The 16679-nt window shown below is 62.7% G+C and carries 18 protein-coding genes; 17 read left to right on the forward strand and 1 reads right to left on the reverse strand.

What is annotated here, in order from left to right; all coding sequences use genetic code 11:
* Positions 1–9: 9 nt before the first annotated feature.
* The 6 genes from EJ072_RS30210 to EJ072_RS30235 all read left to right on the forward strand — a co-directional run bounded on the left by EJ072_RS30210 (position 10) and on the right by EJ072_RS30235 (position 4413).
* Complete coding sequence (locus EJ072_RS30210) at positions 10–459, forward strand: DMT family transporter (protein WP_126082583.1); 450 nt, start codon at positions 10–12, stop codon at positions 457–459.
* Entirely contained in the window at positions 459–1547 is a 1089-nt protein-coding gene (queA, locus tag EJ072_RS30215; RefSeq protein WP_126082584.1) for a tRNA preQ1(34) S-adenosylmethionine ribosyltransferase-isomerase QueA, read from the forward strand. Before EJ072_RS30210 ends, queA begins: the two co-directional genes overlap by 1 nt.
* A complete protein-coding gene (locus EJ072_RS30220) occupies positions 1537–1806 on the forward strand; it encodes a hypothetical protein (protein ID WP_126082585.1) in 270 nt (89 codons plus the stop codon). Before queA ends, EJ072_RS30220 begins: the two co-directional genes overlap by 11 nt.
* The gene (gene tgt / locus EJ072_RS30225; RefSeq protein WP_126082586.1) at positions 1799–2929 is read left to right on the forward strand and encodes a tRNA guanosine(34) transglycosylase Tgt; all 1131 of its coding nucleotides are present in this window, start codon (positions 1799–1801) and stop codon (positions 2927–2929) included. The genes EJ072_RS30220 and tgt overlap by 8 nt, the downstream gene beginning before the upstream one ends.
* Positions 2930–3097: 168 nt before the next feature.
* Entirely contained in the window at positions 3098–3823 is a 726-nt protein-coding gene (locus tag EJ072_RS30230) for an SDR family NAD(P)-dependent oxidoreductase (RefSeq protein ID WP_126082587.1), read from the forward strand.
* Between the two features lie 401 nt (positions 3824–4224).
* Positions 4225–4413, forward strand: coding sequence for a hypothetical protein (locus EJ072_RS30235; RefSeq protein ID WP_126082588.1), 189 nt, complete (start codon positions 4225–4227; stop codon positions 4411–4413).
* Between the two features lie 48 nt (positions 4414–4461).
* On the opposite strand, the gene EJ072_RS30240 is transcribed toward EJ072_RS30235, so the two are convergent.
* Positions 4462–4881, reverse strand: coding sequence for a DUF4864 domain-containing protein (locus tag EJ072_RS30240; RefSeq protein WP_126082589.1), 420 nt, complete (start codon positions 4879–4881; stop codon positions 4462–4464).
* Positions 4882–5091: 210 nt separating this feature from the next.
* Between EJ072_RS30240 and EJ072_RS30245 the strand changes: the two genes are divergently transcribed.
* The 11 genes from EJ072_RS30245 to EJ072_RS30295 all read left to right on the forward strand — a co-directional run bounded on the left by EJ072_RS30245 (position 5092) and on the right by EJ072_RS30295 (position 16676).
* A complete protein-coding gene (locus EJ072_RS30245) occupies positions 5092–5328 on the forward strand; it encodes an Lrp/AsnC family transcriptional regulator (RefSeq protein ID WP_027166286.1) in 237 nt (78 codons plus the stop codon).
* Between the two features lie 168 nt (positions 5329–5496).
* Entirely contained in the window at positions 5497–6909 is a 1413-nt protein-coding gene (locus EJ072_RS30250; protein ID WP_042642643.1) for a circularly permuted type 2 ATP-grasp protein, read from the forward strand.
* 132 nt (positions 6910–7041) lie between these two features.
* Positions 7042–7983 (forward strand): alpha-E domain-containing protein, encoded by a 942-nt coding sequence (locus EJ072_RS30255; RefSeq protein ID WP_126082590.1) that lies wholly within the window; start codon positions 7042–7044, stop codon positions 7981–7983.
* A gap of 21 nt (positions 7984–8004) precedes the next feature.
* Entirely contained in the window at positions 8005–8799 is a 795-nt protein-coding gene (locus tag EJ072_RS30260; RefSeq protein ID WP_126082591.1) for a transglutaminase family protein, read from the forward strand.
* A 32-nt stretch (positions 8800–8831) separates the two neighbouring features.
* Positions 8832–9563, forward strand: coding sequence for a peptidase (locus EJ072_RS30265; RefSeq protein WP_042642639.1), 732 nt, complete (start codon positions 8832–8834; stop codon positions 9561–9563).
* 73 nt (positions 9564–9636) lie between these two features.
* Positions 9637–11049 carry an aspartate aminotransferase family protein gene (locus EJ072_RS30270; RefSeq protein ID WP_126082592.1) on the forward strand — a complete coding sequence of 471 codons (1413 nt, stop codon included), beginning with the start codon at positions 9637–9639 and terminating at the stop codon, positions 11047–11049.
* A 128-nt stretch (positions 11050–11177) separates the two neighbouring features.
* Entirely contained in the window at positions 11178–11945 is a 768-nt protein-coding gene (locus EJ072_RS30275; RefSeq protein WP_042642634.1) for a DeoR/GlpR family DNA-binding transcription regulator, read from the forward strand.
* Positions 11946–12071: 126 nt separating this feature from the next.
* Positions 12072–13598, forward strand: coding sequence for a glycerol-3-phosphate dehydrogenase (gene glpD, locus EJ072_RS30280; RefSeq protein WP_126082593.1), 1527 nt, complete (start codon positions 12072–12074; stop codon positions 13596–13598).
* A gap of 38 nt (positions 13599–13636) precedes the next feature.
* Positions 13637–14716, forward strand: a complete 1080-nt coding sequence (locus tag EJ072_RS30285; RefSeq protein WP_126082594.1) for an ABC transporter ATP-binding protein — start codon at positions 13637–13639, stop codon at positions 14714–14716.
* 10 nt (positions 14717–14726) lie between these two features.
* Positions 14727–15809: an ABC transporter ATP-binding protein gene (locus tag EJ072_RS30290; protein WP_126082595.1), complete on the forward strand. Its 1083-nt coding sequence runs from the start codon at positions 14727–14729 to the stop codon at positions 15807–15809.
* Positions 15810–16676: a sugar ABC transporter permease gene (locus EJ072_RS30295; RefSeq protein WP_126082596.1), complete on the forward strand. Its 867-nt coding sequence runs from the start codon at positions 15810–15812 to the stop codon at positions 16674–16676.
* Positions 16677–16679: the final 3 nt, after the last annotated feature.

Here is a 16679-nt window from a genome sequence, read left to right on the forward strand (position 1 = left end):
GGCATAACGATGATGGGCGCAGTCTGGTCCCTGCTCGGCATCCTGTCCGGCGCCTTCATCGCCATCCAGGCGCCGATCAATTCGCAACTGGCGCGCGGCCTCGGCCTTCCCGTGGCCGCCGCGGCGTTCTCGTTCCTGTCGGGCGCCATCGTCCTTGGCATCATTGCCCTCGCGGTGGTGAGGCTGCAGGGCATTTCGCTCGACTGGAAGGCGCCTGCGCCCTGGCTGTTCATCGCCGGCGGCATGCTCGGCGGCTTCTATGTCACGCTCTCCACCATTCTCACGCCGCGCATCGGCGCTGCGGCTCTCATGGCCTTCCTGGTCGCCGGGCAGTTGCTCGCCGGCATGCTGATCGACCGCGTCGGCTTCCTTGGCGTGGCGGTACGCGAAATCTCGCTTGGCCGCGTCGCCGGCGCGGTAATGCTGCTCGCCCGGGCGCTGCTCATCCGGCTTTTCTGATGCGTGTCGACCTGTTCGACTTCGAGCTGCCGGAGGAGCGCATCGCGCTTCGTCCGGTGGAACCGCGCGACAGCGCCAGACTGCTGGTCGTCGAGCCGGGCGAACCATTGCAGGATCGCGTCGTCTGCGACCTGCCTTCGCTGCTAAGGCGAGGCGACGTGCTGGTGTTCAACGACACCAAGGTCATCCCGGCGCAGCTCAAAGGCATGCGCAAGCGCGGCGAGGCGGTGGCGCAGGTCGAGGCGACGCTGCATATGCGCGTGGCGCCGGACCGCTGGCAGGCTTTCATGCGGCCGGGCAAGCGCATCGCCGCCGGCGACCGCATCCATTTCGGTCATGACGGCAGTTCCTGCTTCCTCGGCCAGCTTGACGCGACGGTGCTCGAAAAGGGCGAGGCTGGCGAGGCGCTGCTCGGTTTCGACCTTTCCGGGCCGTTCCTCGATGAGGCGCTGCATGCCGTCGGCCACATTCCGCTGCCGCCCTATATCGCCTCGAAGCGCGACGATGACGAGCGCGACCGCGCCGACTACCAGACCATCTATGCCAGGGAAGAGGGCGCGGTCGCTGCCCCCACCGCCGGGCTGCATTTCACGCCGGAACTGTTTGCCGCGCTCGACGCCCGGGGCATCGAGCGCCGCTTCGTCACGCTGCATGTCGGCGCGGGCACCTTCCTGCCGGTGAAGGCCGACGACACGGCCGACCACAAGATGCATGCGGAGACCGGCTCGGTAAGTGCCGAGACGGCGGCGGCGCTCAACGCCGCCAAGGCGCGGGGAGGGCGGATCATCTGCGTCGGTACGACATCGCTGCGGCTTCTGGAGAGCGCGGCTCGCGCGGACGGCAGGATCGAGCCCTGGTCCGGACCGACCGACATCTTCATCACGCCCGGCTATCGCTTCCGCACCGCCGACATGCTGATGACCAATTTCCATCTGCCGCGCTCGACACTGTTCATGCTGGTCTCAGCCTTCAGTGGGCTGGAGACGATGCGCTCGGCCTATGCGCATGCCATCGAGAACCGCTACAGGTTCTATTCCTATGGCGATGCCAGCCTGCTTTACCGAGCGGAGACGAGCGATGGACGATGATCTCAACGGCATGGACCGCAATAGGCTGATCGCGGAAGTGAGGAAGCTGCGCGCCGGCATCCGCGCGCATCGCGACACGACCGGGCATGATCTGTGCTGGCATCATCCCGACCTCTGGGACCTTTTGCCGGAAAAGACCGAGCCGTCGATCGCCGTGCCGCCATGGCCGAAATTCATGCGCGGCTGCATCCGCTACCGGCAGTCGCTCGACGAGCAGGCGCCCGATGCGCCGGTGCACGACAAGGAATTCAATGGCTGAGACTTTTTCCTTCAAGGTGCTTGCCAGCGACGGCAAGGCCAGGCGCGGTCTTGTCTCGATGCCGCGCGGCGAAATCCGCACGCCGGCCTTTATGCCGGTCGGCACCGGCGGCACCGTCAAAGCTATGTATATGGACCAGGTGCGCGGCGTCGGCGCCGACATCATTTTGGGCAACACCTACCATCTGATGCTGCGGCCAGGCGCCGAGCGCGTAGCCAGGCTCGGCGGCCTGCACGAGTTCGCGCGCTGGCCGCATCCGATCCTGACCGACAGCGGCGGCTTCCAGGTCATGTCGCTGTCGAAGCTCCGTAAACTGACCGAACAGGGCGTCACCTTCCGCTCGCATATCGATGGCGCACCTTATGAAATGTCGCCGGAGCGGTCGATCGAGATCCAGGGACTGCTCGATTCCGACATCCAGATGCAGCTCGACGAATGCACAGCGCTTCCGGCCAAACCTAAGGAGATCGAGCGCGCCATGGAATTGTCGCTGCGCTGGGCCGAGCGCTGCAAGATTGCGTTCGGCGATCAGCCGGGCAAGGCGATGTTCGGCATCGTCCAGGGCGGCGACAGCGCGCCGATGCGCGTGCGTTCGGCGCAGGCGCTGAAGGCGATGGATCTGAAAGGCTATGCCGTCGGCGGGCTGGCGGTCGGTGAGCCGCAGTCGGTGATGCTGGAGATGCTCGACATCACCTGCCCGGAATTGCCGGCCAACAGACCGCGCTATCTGATGGGCGTCGGCACGCCGGACGATATATTGAAATCGGTAGCCCGCGGCATCGACATGTTCGACTGCGTGATGCCGACGCGGGCCGGCCGGCATGGCCTCGCCTATACGCGCCGCGGCAAGGTCAATCTCAGGAATGCCCGCCATGCCGACGATCCGCGGCCGCTCGACGAGGAAAGCGATTGCCCTGCGGCGCGCGATTACTCGCGCGCCTATCTGCATCACCTGGTGCGCTCGCAAGAGTCGCTCGGAGCGATGCTGCTGACCTGGAACAACCTGTCCTATTATCAGAAGCTGATGCAGGACATCCGGGCAGCCATCGAGGCGCAGGCTTTTGAAGCGCGCGCCGCCGAGATCGCCGAAGGCTGGGCGAGGGGCGACATCCAGGCGATCTAAAGCGCGTCGCAGTCCTTCGGATTCGCTCGATGCGCTTCAGGTCTTTGACTTACGCATGTCTTTATCCCGAGACCGGTTCCCACTGTCGGGAGACATGCTCTAGCCGCTGGTCCCGCCGATTGACGGACGTTCTGCCTAGGAGCAGAATCTTGTCTTGAGGGATCAGCCATGGCTGTGACGTTCGATTTCGCCGGCAAGACGGCGATCGTGACCGGTGGGTCGAGGGGCATCGGCAAGGCCGTGGCCATGCAACTGGCGCGATCGGGATGCGACGTCTGGATATGGGATGCCGATCCAGCGCCACTCGACGGAACCCGCAGCCAAACGGTGGATGTAACCAAGGCAGGCGATATCGGAAAAGCCCTGAGCGAAGTGATCGCCGAGAGCGGCCGGGTCGATATTCTCGTTAACAATGCGGGCTATCTCGGGCCCTATCGCAGCTTCGAGGCTTTCGAGCCGGCCGAGTGGCAGCGCATCATCGGAGTCAACCTCATCGGCACGTTTGAGGTCACACATCAGGTTCTGCCGTTCATGCGCAAGACCGGCAGCGGCCGCATCGTCAATATGGGGTCGCTGGCCGGCAAGGAGGGATTGCCCAATCTTGCAGCCTATTCGGCGGCGAGCGCAGGTATCATCGCTTTCACCAAAGCCTTGTCGCGCGAAGTTAATGACACCGATATTCGCGTCAATTGCGTCGCGCCGGGGCCGATCGATACCGACCTTATCAGGCGACTTGGCAATCAAGTCGTCAGCGACATGATCGGCGCAAGTCCGCTCAAGCGCCTTGGCGCCGTCGACGAGGTCGCGGCGCTGGTGCTGTGGCTTTGCTCCGATGCCGTCAGCTTCAACACGGGCGCGGTATTCGACATGTCCGGCGGCCGGGCTCGCTACTGAACACCGGTTTATGTCCTGAGGCGACCCGAGACCCTCAAGCCTCCGCTTGAGGGCGCGAACCATTTTGAAACGACTGCGATTGTATAGATTGCCGGGATGATTTCAGGCAAAGGCGCAGACCTTGCTCGTCTCGGAACAAGCCTCGGTGTCGGGTGGGGCACAAACCAGCCGTGTTAGCGGCTCCCGCGAGCCTGCAGCCGCCGTCCAACAATGGACTGGAGCGGCCGTCGCGGTCATCGGGGTGGCCGGCCTCGTTCTGCGGGTGCCCGGCGCGCGGGGGTCCTACGCAGCGATGGTGGACAGAATGACGCGTGACGGCCCGGCGAATTACGCCACCAACCAGCAATTCCGGACCGTGATGACCGTCGATTATTTTGCCAAACGCCTTGGGCCGCCAGGCATTGTTTGTCTCCCTAGACAAAATATGCGACGAGCGTCCGTCCTGGCTGATCCTCGAGGGGCCTATCGACCGGCAGCCGCAATATGTCGAGGCCGTGCCGACCTGCAGGTCGGCCTATGAGCGTGTCGACGCCTCGACGAGCTGGGGACTTTCGGGCCTGGCCTGGACATTGTATCAGCGCCGGTATTGAGAGTGGGCCCGGCCAAATTCCGGCCGTCGCGCGCCTTCCCGGAATTGCTCAGGTGCTGACCGAGGCCGAGGCGCGCAAGCTGCAGCCGGTGATCTTGAAACTGCCGTCCGCCTGCTGCTGCAGCGTATAGACCGCCTCGTAATCCTTGCCGTCGGGCCCGACGATCAGTACCTGCTGGACGATCGAGCCGGGCCCGGTCTGCTCGGCCCTGCCGAAGGAATAGGATTGGGGCTTTCGCACCGGCGCATAGCCGTTGGTCACCATGTTCATGAAGGTGTCGACGGTCGGAAAGATCTGCTTCACATTGGGCGCGGCGAAACTGTAGGCGACGGCGCCGTCATTGGCGATGAAGGCCTTCAGCTGGCTATCGATGACCGTCTGCGCGGCCTTGACCTCCGCATCGCCGGCGAAGGCAAGCGAGGTCATCAGCATTGGAAAAAGAGCTAACGCGAACAGTGCGCGGCGCATGGGCTGCCTCCCGGAATTCGCCTGGCGAACGACTCTAACATACGCGTCGCGGCATGACGTGGTTTCACCGAGCTGCGAAGGTTTCGCCATTTCAGCGCCGGGAGGCGGGATCGGCCACTCTTTGAGCTGCGCGGCGCGTGAAGCTTGAAAGCCGGGCGGCAGTCTGCCACAAGGGCCGCTTATTCACGATGCAGGCGGCAGGACCGGGCAATGAAGGCATTTTTCGTGCAGATCAAGTGCGACCTCGGTAAGGCCTATGAGGTCGCTAGCGCGCTTGCCGACGCCGAGATCGCCTCCGAGATCTACTCGACCGCCGGCAATTACGACCTGCTGGCCAAATTCTACGTCGACGACGAGGAAGACGTCGGTCACTTCGTCAACGAGCGGGTACAGATCCTGCCCGGAATCAAGGACACCTTCACCATCGTGACCTTCCGGGCATTTTGACCGGTCAGGCGATGCCCCGTCGACAAGCAGGGGCTGACCCGACCTTGCCGCCTGTGCCTTAAATTTAGGCAATTTGCATAGAGTGGCCGTCACGGCTTCCTAAATCATCGATTGCGCTTGATTTTCTCCGGCGAGGCCAGTGAAATGGTCTCAGAGGGGAGTACTCGATTGGCAGCCTTCGATGAAATGCTTCCGGAAGTTTCCGGATTGAGAAGACCTTATGAGGCTTACGATCGCTGGCTGAAGGAGCAGGACCCGGCCAGGCTTACCCAGAAAATGCAGGACGCCGAGCGTGTCTTCCGCAAGACCGGTATCACCTTTGCCGTCTATGGCGAGCAGGAAGCTTCCGAGCGGCTGATCCCTTTCGACATCGTGCCGCGCATCCTCTCCGGCCACGAATGGCGCCGGCTGACGCAAGGCATCGAGCAACGCGTGCAGGCGCTGAACGCCTTTCTCGACGACATCTATCACCGCCAGGAGATTCTGCGGGCCGGGCGCGTGCCGAGGGATCTCGTTGCCAGGAACGAAGCCTTTCTGCCCGAGATGATCGGGGTGAAGCCGCCTGCCGGCGTCTACACCCATATCATCGGCGTCGACATCGTCCGCATATCGGAGAACGAGTTCTACGTGCTGGAGGACAATGCCCGCACGCCGTCGGGCGTCTCCTATATGCTGGAGAACCGCGAGACGATGATGCAGCTCTTTCCGGAGCTGTTCCAGAAGATCAAGGTGCGGCCGGTCGAGAATTATCCGCAGCTCCTACGCCAGTCGCTCGCAGCGGTCAGGCCGCAAAGCGCCAAGGGCGCGCCGACCATCGCGGTGCTGACGCCAGGCTCCTACAACTCGGCATATTTCGAGCATGCCTTCCTCGCCGACCAGATGGGCGTGCAACTGGTGGAGGGGCAGGATCTGCGGGTCGTTGACGGCCATGTCGCGATGCGCACGACCGAAGGCTACAAGCAGATCGACGTGCTCTATCGGCGCGTCGACGACGCTTTCCTCGATCCGCTGACTTTCCGCCCGGACTCCGCGCTCGGCGTGCCGGGCATCATGGATGTCTACCGCGCCGGCAACATCACCATCGCCAACGCGCCCGGCACCGGCATCGCCGACGACAAGGCGATCTATTCCTACATGCCGGAGATCGTCGAGTTCTACACCGGCCGCAAGGCCATTCTCGGCAACATCCCGACCTGGCGCTGCTCGGAGCCGGACAGCCTCAAATATGTGCTCGAGCACATCAGCGAGCTGGTGATCAAGGAAGTGCACGGCTCTGGCGGCTACGGCATGCTGGTCGGCCCGGCCGCAACCAAGAAGGAATGCCAGGAGTTCGCCAAAAAGCTGCAGGCGAAGCCTTCGAACTACATCGCCCAGCCGACGCTGGCGCTGTCGACCTGTCCGATCCTGACCGAAAAGGGCCTGTCGCCGCGCCATGTCGATCTTCGGCCTTACGTGCTGGTTTCGGACCGAATCCAGATCGTGCCGGGTGGGCTAACGCGTGTTGCCCTCAAAGAGGGTTCTCTGGTGGTCAATTCCTCACAAGGCGGCGGCACCAAGGATACGTGGGTACTCGACGACTAGAGCGGTGAATGGTGAACGGTAAAATGGTGAATGGTCAGATGCCTAGTTACGAGAGGATGGCAATGACGAAGTGTTGCTGGGTACTACTAACTATTCACCATTCACTATTCACCATTCACTAGGCAAATCCACATGCTTCTTGGCCGCACCGCAAACGGTCTCTACTGGATGAACCGCTATATAGAGCGGGCCGAAAACATGGCGCGCCTCGTCGATGCCGGCCTGCGCATGGCGCTGACGCGCACGCAGAACGCGTCAGAGGAATGGAATTCGGTGCTGCTCAGCGCCGGCTCCGACTATGCGTTCTCACAGAAATACCAGGACTATACCGCTGCCAACGTCTCCGACTTCCTGCTGCGCGACACCTCGAACCCGTCGAGCACGATGTCGTCGATCGAGACGGCACGCAACAATGCCCGCATGGTGCGAACGGCGCTGACGCGCGAGACCTGGGAAAGCATCAACGAAGCCTGGATGTCGCTGAAGCGCATGCTGGCGAGGCCGATCGACGAGCGCGACCTGCCGACGGTGCTCGATGCCATCAAGCGCGAGACGGCTCTGATCCGCGGCTCGTTCTACGGCACGATGCTGCGCAACGAAATCTTCGATTTCTCGCAGCTCGGCACCTATGTCGAGCGCGCCGACAACACGGCGCGCATCCTCGACGTGAAGTATTATGTGCTGTTGCCTTCGCTGTCTTGGGTCGGCTCGACGCTGGACAATTACCAGTGGGAGTCGATCCTGCGCTCGGTGTCGGCGCATCGCTCCTATCGCTGGGTTTATGAGGCCGACTACAAGCCGACGAATATCGCGGACTATCTGATCCTCAATGTGCGCATGCCGCGCTCGCTGACCTTCTGCTATCGCTTCCTCGGCGAGCACCTGAAATTCCTCGCCGACGACTATGGCGAGCGCCATGCTTGCCACGCCACGGCCGAGAAGATTCAGGCGCTGCTCAATAGAGGCTCGATCAAGGACATATTCGATCACGGCTTGCACGAGTTCCTGGCCGAGTTCATTCGCGACAACACCAGGCTGGGCGACGAGATCGCCCAGGATTACCGGTTCCATTGAGCGGGGCTGAGGGCGGGCGTCATGCGGCTCAAGATCACCCATCGCACCGAGTACCGCTACGATGCGCCGGTGCAATATCTGCTGCAGCGGCTGCGCCTGCTGCCCCTGAGCGGGCGTACGCAGACCGTCGGCTCCTGGGCGATCAAGGTCGAAGGCGCACGCGAGGAGGTGCGCTTTACCGATCATTTCGGCAACGACACGCGGCTGGTGAGCGCTGAGAGCGGCCACACCGCCATCGTCGTCGAGGCGCGGGGAGAGGTGACGACGCATGACACGGCGGGCGTGACGGGCCCGCATCAAGGCTACGCGCCGCTCTGGCTGTTCGCGCAGCAGACGCCGCTCACCGCCGCCGGCGACGGTATTCGTGAACTGGCCGGCAAGGTCGGGCAGGGGACGGAGATCGAGCGGCTCCACGCGCTGATGGGCGCGATCCGCGAACGTGTTGCCTACAAGCCAGGCGCGACCAGCGTCGTGACGCCGGCCGAAGAGGCCCTGGCGCTCAAATCCGGCGTCTGCCAGGACCACAGCCATATCTTCATCGCCGCGGCCGTCGCGCTTGGCTTTCCGGCCCGCTATATAAGCGGCTATCTGATGATGGATGCCGACGTCGAGCAGGCCGCCAGCCATGCCTGGGCCGAGGCCTATGTCGTAGGGCTCGGATGGGTTGCCTTTGATCCGGCCAACGGTATTTCTCCCGACGAACGCTATGTGCGGGTGGCGACGGGGCGCGACTATCGCGACGCCTCGCCTGTCTCGGGGATACTGCTGGGGCAGGCGCAAGAGAAGCTTGCCGTCACCGTCACGGTAGAGCAGTAATTTCCGACGAGATTCGCTGTTAAAGAAGAATCATGACCTATTGCGTCGGCCTCAAGATCGATCGCGGGCTCGTGTTCATGTCGGACACGCGCACCAATGCCGGCATGGATTCGATCTCGACCTTCAAGAAAATGCACGTCTGGGAAGAGCCTGGCGAGCGCGTGATCGTGCTGATGTCGGCGGGCAACCTGGCCACGACGCAAGCCGTGGTCAGCCTGCTCGACGAGCGCAACAAGGCCGTTGGCGACCGTCATCCGAAGCTGCTCGAGACGCCGTCCATGTACCAGACGGTGCGGCTCGTCGGCGATACGGTCAAGGAAGTCATCGAACATGCCTCGCCGAACGGCGACAAGGCGGATTCCTACTTCAACGCCTCCTTCATCCTGGGCGGCCAGATCAAGGGCAGTCCGCCCAGGCTGTTCATGATCTACCCGGAAGGCAATTTCATCGAGTCGACCGATGACACGCCTTTCTTCCAGATCGGCGAGACGAAATACGGCAAGCCGATTATCATCCGTGCCTATGACCGGACAATGGGCCTGGCCGAAACGGTGAAGCTGCTTCTGGTGTCCTTCGACTCGACGCTGAAATCGAACCTTTCGGTCGGGCTGCCGCTCGATCTGCTGTTCCTGGAGAACGACAGCTTCAAGGTCGGGCTCAATAGGCGCATCGGCCAGGACGATCCCTATTACCGCACCATATCCGACGGCTGGTCGAACGCCTTGAAGGCGGCCTTTGCCAGCCTGCCGGATTTTCCCGGTTAGGGTCCGCACGTCGCGGCCGGTTGGGCATTTAGCTGGCTTACCCGCTGCATTGCGGCTGGGGTCGGGAGGATAGATGGACAACGAGACATTCCGCGACTGGTCGAGGCGGGTGGCCGACTGGGGCGTCGATTACCGCGCCGGCCTGCGCGACCGTCCGGTGCGGCCGGCAATCGCGCCGGGCGAGATCTTCCGGAGCATCGAGGCTTCGCCGCCCGAAACGGCCGAACCGATGGAAAGGATCTTCGCCGATTTCGAAGAAAAGATCGTGCCGGGCATGACGCATTGGCAGCATCCGCGCTTCTTCGCCTATTTCCCCGCCAATGCGGCGCCGGTCTCGGTCGTGGCGGAGTATCTGGTCTCGGCGATGGCCGCGCAATGCATGCTGTGGCAGACCTCGCCGGCGGCGACCGAGCTCGAGACGCGCATCGTCGACTGGATGCGCCAAGCGCTTGGCCTACCCGAGGGCCTTTCCGGCGTCATCCAGGATTCAGCCTCGTCGGCGACGCTTGCGGCGGTGCTCACCATGCGCGAGCGGGCGCTCGACTGGCAGGGCAACAAAAAGGGGCTGGCCGGGCAGGGCAAGCTGCGCGTCTATTCCTCCGACCAGGTCCATACCTCGATCGACCGCGCCATCTGGGTCTCAGGCATCGGCGAGGAGAACCTCGTCCGCATCCCGGTCTCAGGACGTTTTCGCGCCATGGATCCGGCCGCGCTTGAGGCCGCAATCGTCGCCGATCGCGCGGCCGGCTTGCTGCCCGCAGGCATCATCGCTTGCGTCGGCGGCACCAGCATTGGCGGCACCGACGACATAGCCGCGGTGGCCGCGGTCGCGGAGCGGCACGGGCTTTACCTGCATGTCGACGCCGCCTGGGCCGGATCGGCGATGATCTGCCCGGAATACCGGCATTTCTGGGCAGGCGTCGAAGGCGCCGATTCCATCGTCTTCAATCCGCATAAGTGGCTCGGTGCGCAGTTCGACTGCTCGATCCAGTTTATTCGCCAGCCGGAAGACCTGGTGCGCACGCTGGCCATAAAGCCGGAGTTTTTGAAGACGTTGGGGCACGACGGCATCATCAACTATTCGGAATGGTCGGTGCCGCTCGGGCGTCGTTTCCGCGCGCTGAAACTCTGGTTCCTGCTGCGGGCCTATGGCCTCGAGGGCTTGCGCGCCATGATTCGCAATCATGTCGCCTGGAGCGAAGGACTGGCAGCGCGGCTCGCCAGGGAAGTGGATTTCGAGCTCGTCAGCGAGCCGATGCTGTCGCTGTTCTCATTCCGGCACAAAGCGCCATCGGGTACCAATCCGGACGAGCACAATCTGCGCTTGGTCAACGCCATCAACACCGACGGCCGCATTTACCTGACGCAAACGCGGGTGGAGGGGCGCGTGGCGATCCGCTTTCAGGCGGGGCAGTTCGAGTCGACGGCGGCCGATGTTGCCGCCGCGTTCGACGTCATAACCGAGATTGCCCGCCGCCCGTCCTGAGGCGGGTGGACGCGTTCCGCGCTGGTTTGCCTTTTGCAATCAGATGATTTTCGTTAGCCGGCTTATACCTTTTCTTCGCTTTCGTTTTCCGATATAGAGGAGAAAAACGAAAATGGAGGGACGCCCGGATGTTTCTTTCGCCACGCCACGCCGAAATCATCCAGATGGCGAAAGACCACGGCCGGGTTCTGGTCGAGGATCTGGCGACGCATTTCAATGTGACGCCGCAGACCATCCGCAAGGACCTCAACGATCTGTGCGATCAGCGGCTGCTCACCCGCATCCATGGCGGCGCGCTGTTCCCGTCCGGCATCGAGAACATGGAATACGAGGCGCGGCGCAAGATCGCGGCCGACGAGAAGGAGGCGATCGGCGGCGCGGCGGCGCGGTTGATCCCGGACAATGCTTCGCTGTTCATCAATATCGGCACCACCACCGAGGCAGTCAGCAAGGCGCTTCTCGACCATAACGGGCTGATGGTCATCACCAATAACATCAATGTTGCCAATAGGATGCGCATCTATCCTACGATCGAGGTGGTGATCGCCGGCGGCGTGGTGCGCGGTTCCGACGGTGGTGTCGTCGGCGAAGCGGCCGTCGATTTCATCCGCCAGTTCAAAGTCGATTATGCCGTCATCGGCGCCTCGGCCATCGATCATGATGGCGCGCTGCTCGACTTCGATTTCCGCGAGGTGAAGGTGGCGCAGGCGATCATAGCCAATGCGCGCCACGTCATCCTGGTCTCCGACCGGACCAAGTTCGAGCGCACGGCGCCGGTCCGGATCGGCCACCTTTCGCAGGTGAATACCTTCATCACCGATCGTTGCGACATCCCCTCGATTCGCCGGATTTGCGAGGAGACCGAGGTCCGGCTGATCGAGACGGCGCTCGAATAGCGGTGCTTCATGGCTGTTTCACGCAGCGATGAAATTTCGTTTGACATTCGCTTTGAGTTCGAAATAATTCCGTCACGGTTTCGTAAAACACAAAAATGGTGCAATGCGAAATCGTTGGAGGAACTTTTGGACACATCCCCGATCCATGACATTTTCGTCATCGGCGGCGGCATCAATGGCTGCGGTATCGCCCGCGACGCCGTTGGCCGCGGATTTTCGGTTTACCTTGCCGAGATGAACGATCTGGCGAGCGGGACGTCCTCCGGCTCGACCAAGCTTATCCATGGCGGGCTTCGCTATCTTGAATTCTACGAGTTCCGGCTGGTGCGCGAAGCGCTGATGGAGCGCGAGGTTCTGTGGAAGAACGCGCCGCACATCATCTGGCCGATGCGCTTCGTCCTGCCTTATGCCAAGGGCCTGAGGCCCGCCTGGCTGATCCGGCTCGGGCTGTTCCTCTACGATCACATCGGCGGGCGCAAGCTGCTGCCTGCGACGAAGACGCTGGACATGGCGAGCGATCCGGCAGGCAAGCCGCTCAAGCCATTGTTCCGCAAGGCTTTCGAATATTCGGATGGTTGGGTCAATGACGCTCGTCTGGTGGCGCTGAACGCTCGTGACGCCGCCGACCGGGGCGCCATCATCCGCACCCGCACCAAGGTCGTCAGCGCGCGCCGCGACGCCTCAATATGGACCGTCAAGGTGCAGAACGTGCTGACCGGCGACACCGAAGAGGTTCGCGCGCGGCTTCTCGTCAACGCCGCCGGCCCGTGGGTCGATCACGTTCTGCAGACAGCCGTCGGCCAGAACGAAGTCCATAATGTCCGTCTTGTCCAAGGCAGCCACATCGTCGTCGCCAAGAAGTTCGACGATCCGCGCGCCTATTTCTTCCAGAACAAGGACGGCCGCATCATCTTCGCCATTCCCTACGAGGAAGAATTCACGCTGATCGGGACAACCGACCGCGACTATCCAGGCGACCCGCACGATGTGAAGATCTCCGACGCTGAGATCGACTATCTGTGCGCTGCGGCAAGCGAATATTTCGCGGTAGCCGTGAAGCGCTCCGACATCGTCTGGACCTATTCGGCGGTGCGTCCGCTCTATGACGACGGCGCTTCCAAGGCGCAGGAAGCGACGCGCGATTATGTGCTGAAGGCCGATGGCGGGGAGGGCGTTGCCCCGCTTGTCAACGCCTTCGGCGGCAAGATCACGACCTTCCGTCGGCTTGCGGAATCGATGCTTGAGAAGATCGAAGGCTTTCTCGGCAAGCGCGGCAAGCCTTGGACGCATGACGCGCCGCTGCCGGGTGGTGATTTTCCCGCCACCGGTTTCGACGCGCAGGTCGCCAGGCTGAAAAAAACCTATCCGTTCCTTGACCAGAGGCTGGCGCGCCGGTTTACGCGGCTCTACGGCACGCGCGCGGAGAAGCTGCTCGGGCTCGCCAAGTCGAATGCCGATCTTGGCCGCAATTTCGGCGCCGATCTTTTCGAGGTGGAGGTTCGCTATCTCGCCGAGAACGAATGGGCGGTCACCGCCGATGACGTGCTGTGGCGCCGCACCAAGCGCGGCCTGCATTTCAGCCGCGAGCAGACGGCGGCACTGGAAGAATTCATGCGAGGGCTGAGCAGCCGTCACGTCGCGGCGGCGGAATGACGATCGACTGCTGAAGCGCAAGGCCGGGAGGAGGCGTGATGCTGGAACTGAGGAACGTGACGAAGACGATCGGTGCGCAGGAGCATATCCGCGACGTGTCGCTGACGCTTCAGCACGGCTCGCTGAATGTTCTGCTGGGACCGACGCTTTCCGGCAAGACCAGCCTGATGCGGCTGATGGCGGGTCTCGACGCGCCGACGTCCGGCTCGGTCTGGTTCGACGGGAAGGACGTTACCGGACAGCCAGTGCAGAAGCGCAACGTCGCCATGGTCTACCAGCAGTTCATCAACTACCCGGCGATGACGGTTTACGAGAACATCGCTTCGCCGCTCAGGGTTGCAGGCGTGGACCAGGCAAGGATCGACAAGGAAGTGCGCAATGCCGCCGCGCTTCTCAAGCTCACGCCTTACCTCGACCGCACCCCGCTCAACCTCTCGGGCGGCCAGCAGCAGCGCACGGCGCTTGCGCGCGCCATCGTCAAGAACGCCAGCCTGGTGCTGCTCGACGAGCCTCTCGCCAATCTCGACTACAAGCTGCGCGAGGAATTGCGCGCCGAATTGCCGAAGATTTTCGCCGCCGCGGGCACGATCTTCGTCTATGCCACCACCGAACCGCACGAGGCGCTTTTGCTGGGCGGCAACACGGCGACACTTTCGGAGGGCCGCGTCACGCAATTCGGACCGACCGTCGAGGTTTTCCGCAAGCCGGTCGACCTGGTGACGGCAAGGACCTTCGCCGACCCGCCGCTCAACACCATCGTGCTCTCCAAAAAGGGCGCGGACTTCCTGCTCGAAGGCGGCGTCAAGCTGCCGGTGCCGCCGGAACTCGCCGGCATTGCGGACGCCAGCTACACGATCGGCTTCCAACCTCATCATTTGTCGCTGGAGCGGCCGAACGCCAGCGCGGTACCGGTGCGTGCCAAGGTCACCATCACCGAGATCACCGGCTCGGAAAGCTTCGTCCATCTCGACTTCGCCGATGCGCGCTGGGTGATGCTTGCGCATGGCATTCTCGACTTCGAGACGGACGACGAGGTCGAGGTGTTCATCGACCCGCGCCACATCCTGGTGTTCGACCACAACGGCCGCGCCGTGACGGCGTCGAAGCTGGCAGCCTGAGGAGGATCAGATGGCGCGCATCGACGTCAATCATATCCGCCACTCCTACCTGCCCAACCCACGGAAGGATTCGGATTTCGCGCTGAAGGAGGTGCATCACACCTTCGAGGATAGCGGCGCCTATGCGCTGCTTGGGCCGTCGGGCTGCGGCAAGACCACCTTGCTCAACATCATTTCGGGATTGCTGCATCCCTCGCACGGCCAGCTTTTGTTCAATGGCAGGGACATCACCAATCTGTCGACGCAGGAGCGCAACATCGCGCAGGTGTTCCAGTTCCCGGTCATCTACGACACCATGACCGTCTACGACAATCTGGCCTTCCCGCTGCGCAACCGTCGCGTGCCGGAGGCGGACGTCGACCGCAAGGTGCGCGAGACGCTCGACATGATCGATCTCGCTTCGCTGGCGAAGAAGAAGGCGCGCGGGCTCACCGCCGACCAGAAGCAGAAGATATCGCTCGGCCGAGGCCTGGTTCGCTCGGACGTCAACGCCATCCTGTTCGACGAGCCGCTGACCGTGATCGACCCGCACATGAAGTGGGTGCTGCGTTCGCAATTGAAGCAACTGCATCGCCGCTTCGGCTACACCATGGTCTATGTCACGCATGACCAGACCGAAGCGCTGACCTTCGCCGACCGCGTCGTGGTCATGTATGACGGCGAGATCGTGCAGATCGGCACGCCGGCCGAACTCTTCGAGCGGCCGCGCCACACTTTCGTCGGTTATTTCATCGGCTCGCCGGGCATGAACGTGCTGCCGGTCGCGCTGGAAGGCAGGACGGCGAAGCTCGGCGCGCAGCGCATCGAGCTTCCGGGCGTGCCCCAGACTGCTACCGGGAAGGCGGAAGCCGGCGCCGTCGAGCTCGGCATCCGTCCCGAATATGTGCGGCTCGGCCGCGATGGCATGGCGGTGCAGGTCTCCAAGGTCGAGGACGTCGGCCGCCACAAGGTCGTGCGCGCCAATCTGGAAGGTAGGGAGATCGCCGCTGTGATCGGCGAGGACGACGAAGTGCCTGCCGACCCGAAAGTCCGGTTCGATCCGGCCGGCATCAACATCTATGCCGATTCCTGGCGCGTAGAGATGGGGGCCTAGATGGACAAAACCTGGAACAACAAGGCCTGGTTCCTTGTCCTGCCGGTTCTGGTGCTGGTGGCCTTCTCGGCCGTCATCCCGCTGATGACCGTGGTCAATTATTCGGGGCAGGACACGTTCGGCAACAACGTCTTCTTCTGGGCCGGCACCGAATGGTTCGAGGAGTTGCTGCACTCCGACCGGTTCTGGGAAGCGATGGTGCGCAACCTGATCTTCTCCTTCATCATCCTGGCGATCGAAGTGCCGCTCGGCATCTTCATCGCGCTCAACATGCCGAAGAAGGGCTGGGGCGTGCCGGTCTGCCTGGTGCTGATGGCGCTGCCGCTGTTGATCCCGTGGAACGTCGTCGGCACGATCTGGCAGGTGTTCGGCCGCAACGACATCGGCCTTCTCGGCTATTACGTCAATGCGCTGGGCTTCAACTACAATTATGTGCAGGACCCGTTCGACGCCTGGGTCACGGTCATCATCATGGATGTCTGGCACTGGACGAGCCTGGTCGTGCTGCTCTGCTATGCCGGTCTGGTCTCCATTCCGGATGCCTTCTACCAGGCGGCCAAGATCGACGGCGCCTCGCGCTGGGCGGTGTTCCGCTACATCCAGCTGCCGAAGATGCAGCGCGTGCTCCTGATCGCCGTACTGTTGCGCTTCATGGACTCGTTCATGATCTACACCGAGCCCTTCGTCGTCACCGGCGGCGGTCCCGGCAATTCGACGACCTTCCTGTCGATCGACCTCGTCAAGACGGCGCTCGGCCAGTTCGACCTCGGACCGGCGGCGGCGATGTCGCTGGTCTATTTCCTGATCATCCTGTTGTTGTCGTGGGTGTTCTACACCGTGATGACCAACTACGACGCGGAGCGCTGACAG

The organism is Mesorhizobium sp. M2A.F.Ca.ET.046.03.2.1, from assembly GCF_003952425.1.
Taxonomy (GTDB): Bacteria; Pseudomonadota; Alphaproteobacteria; order Rhizobiales; family Rhizobiaceae; genus Mesorhizobium.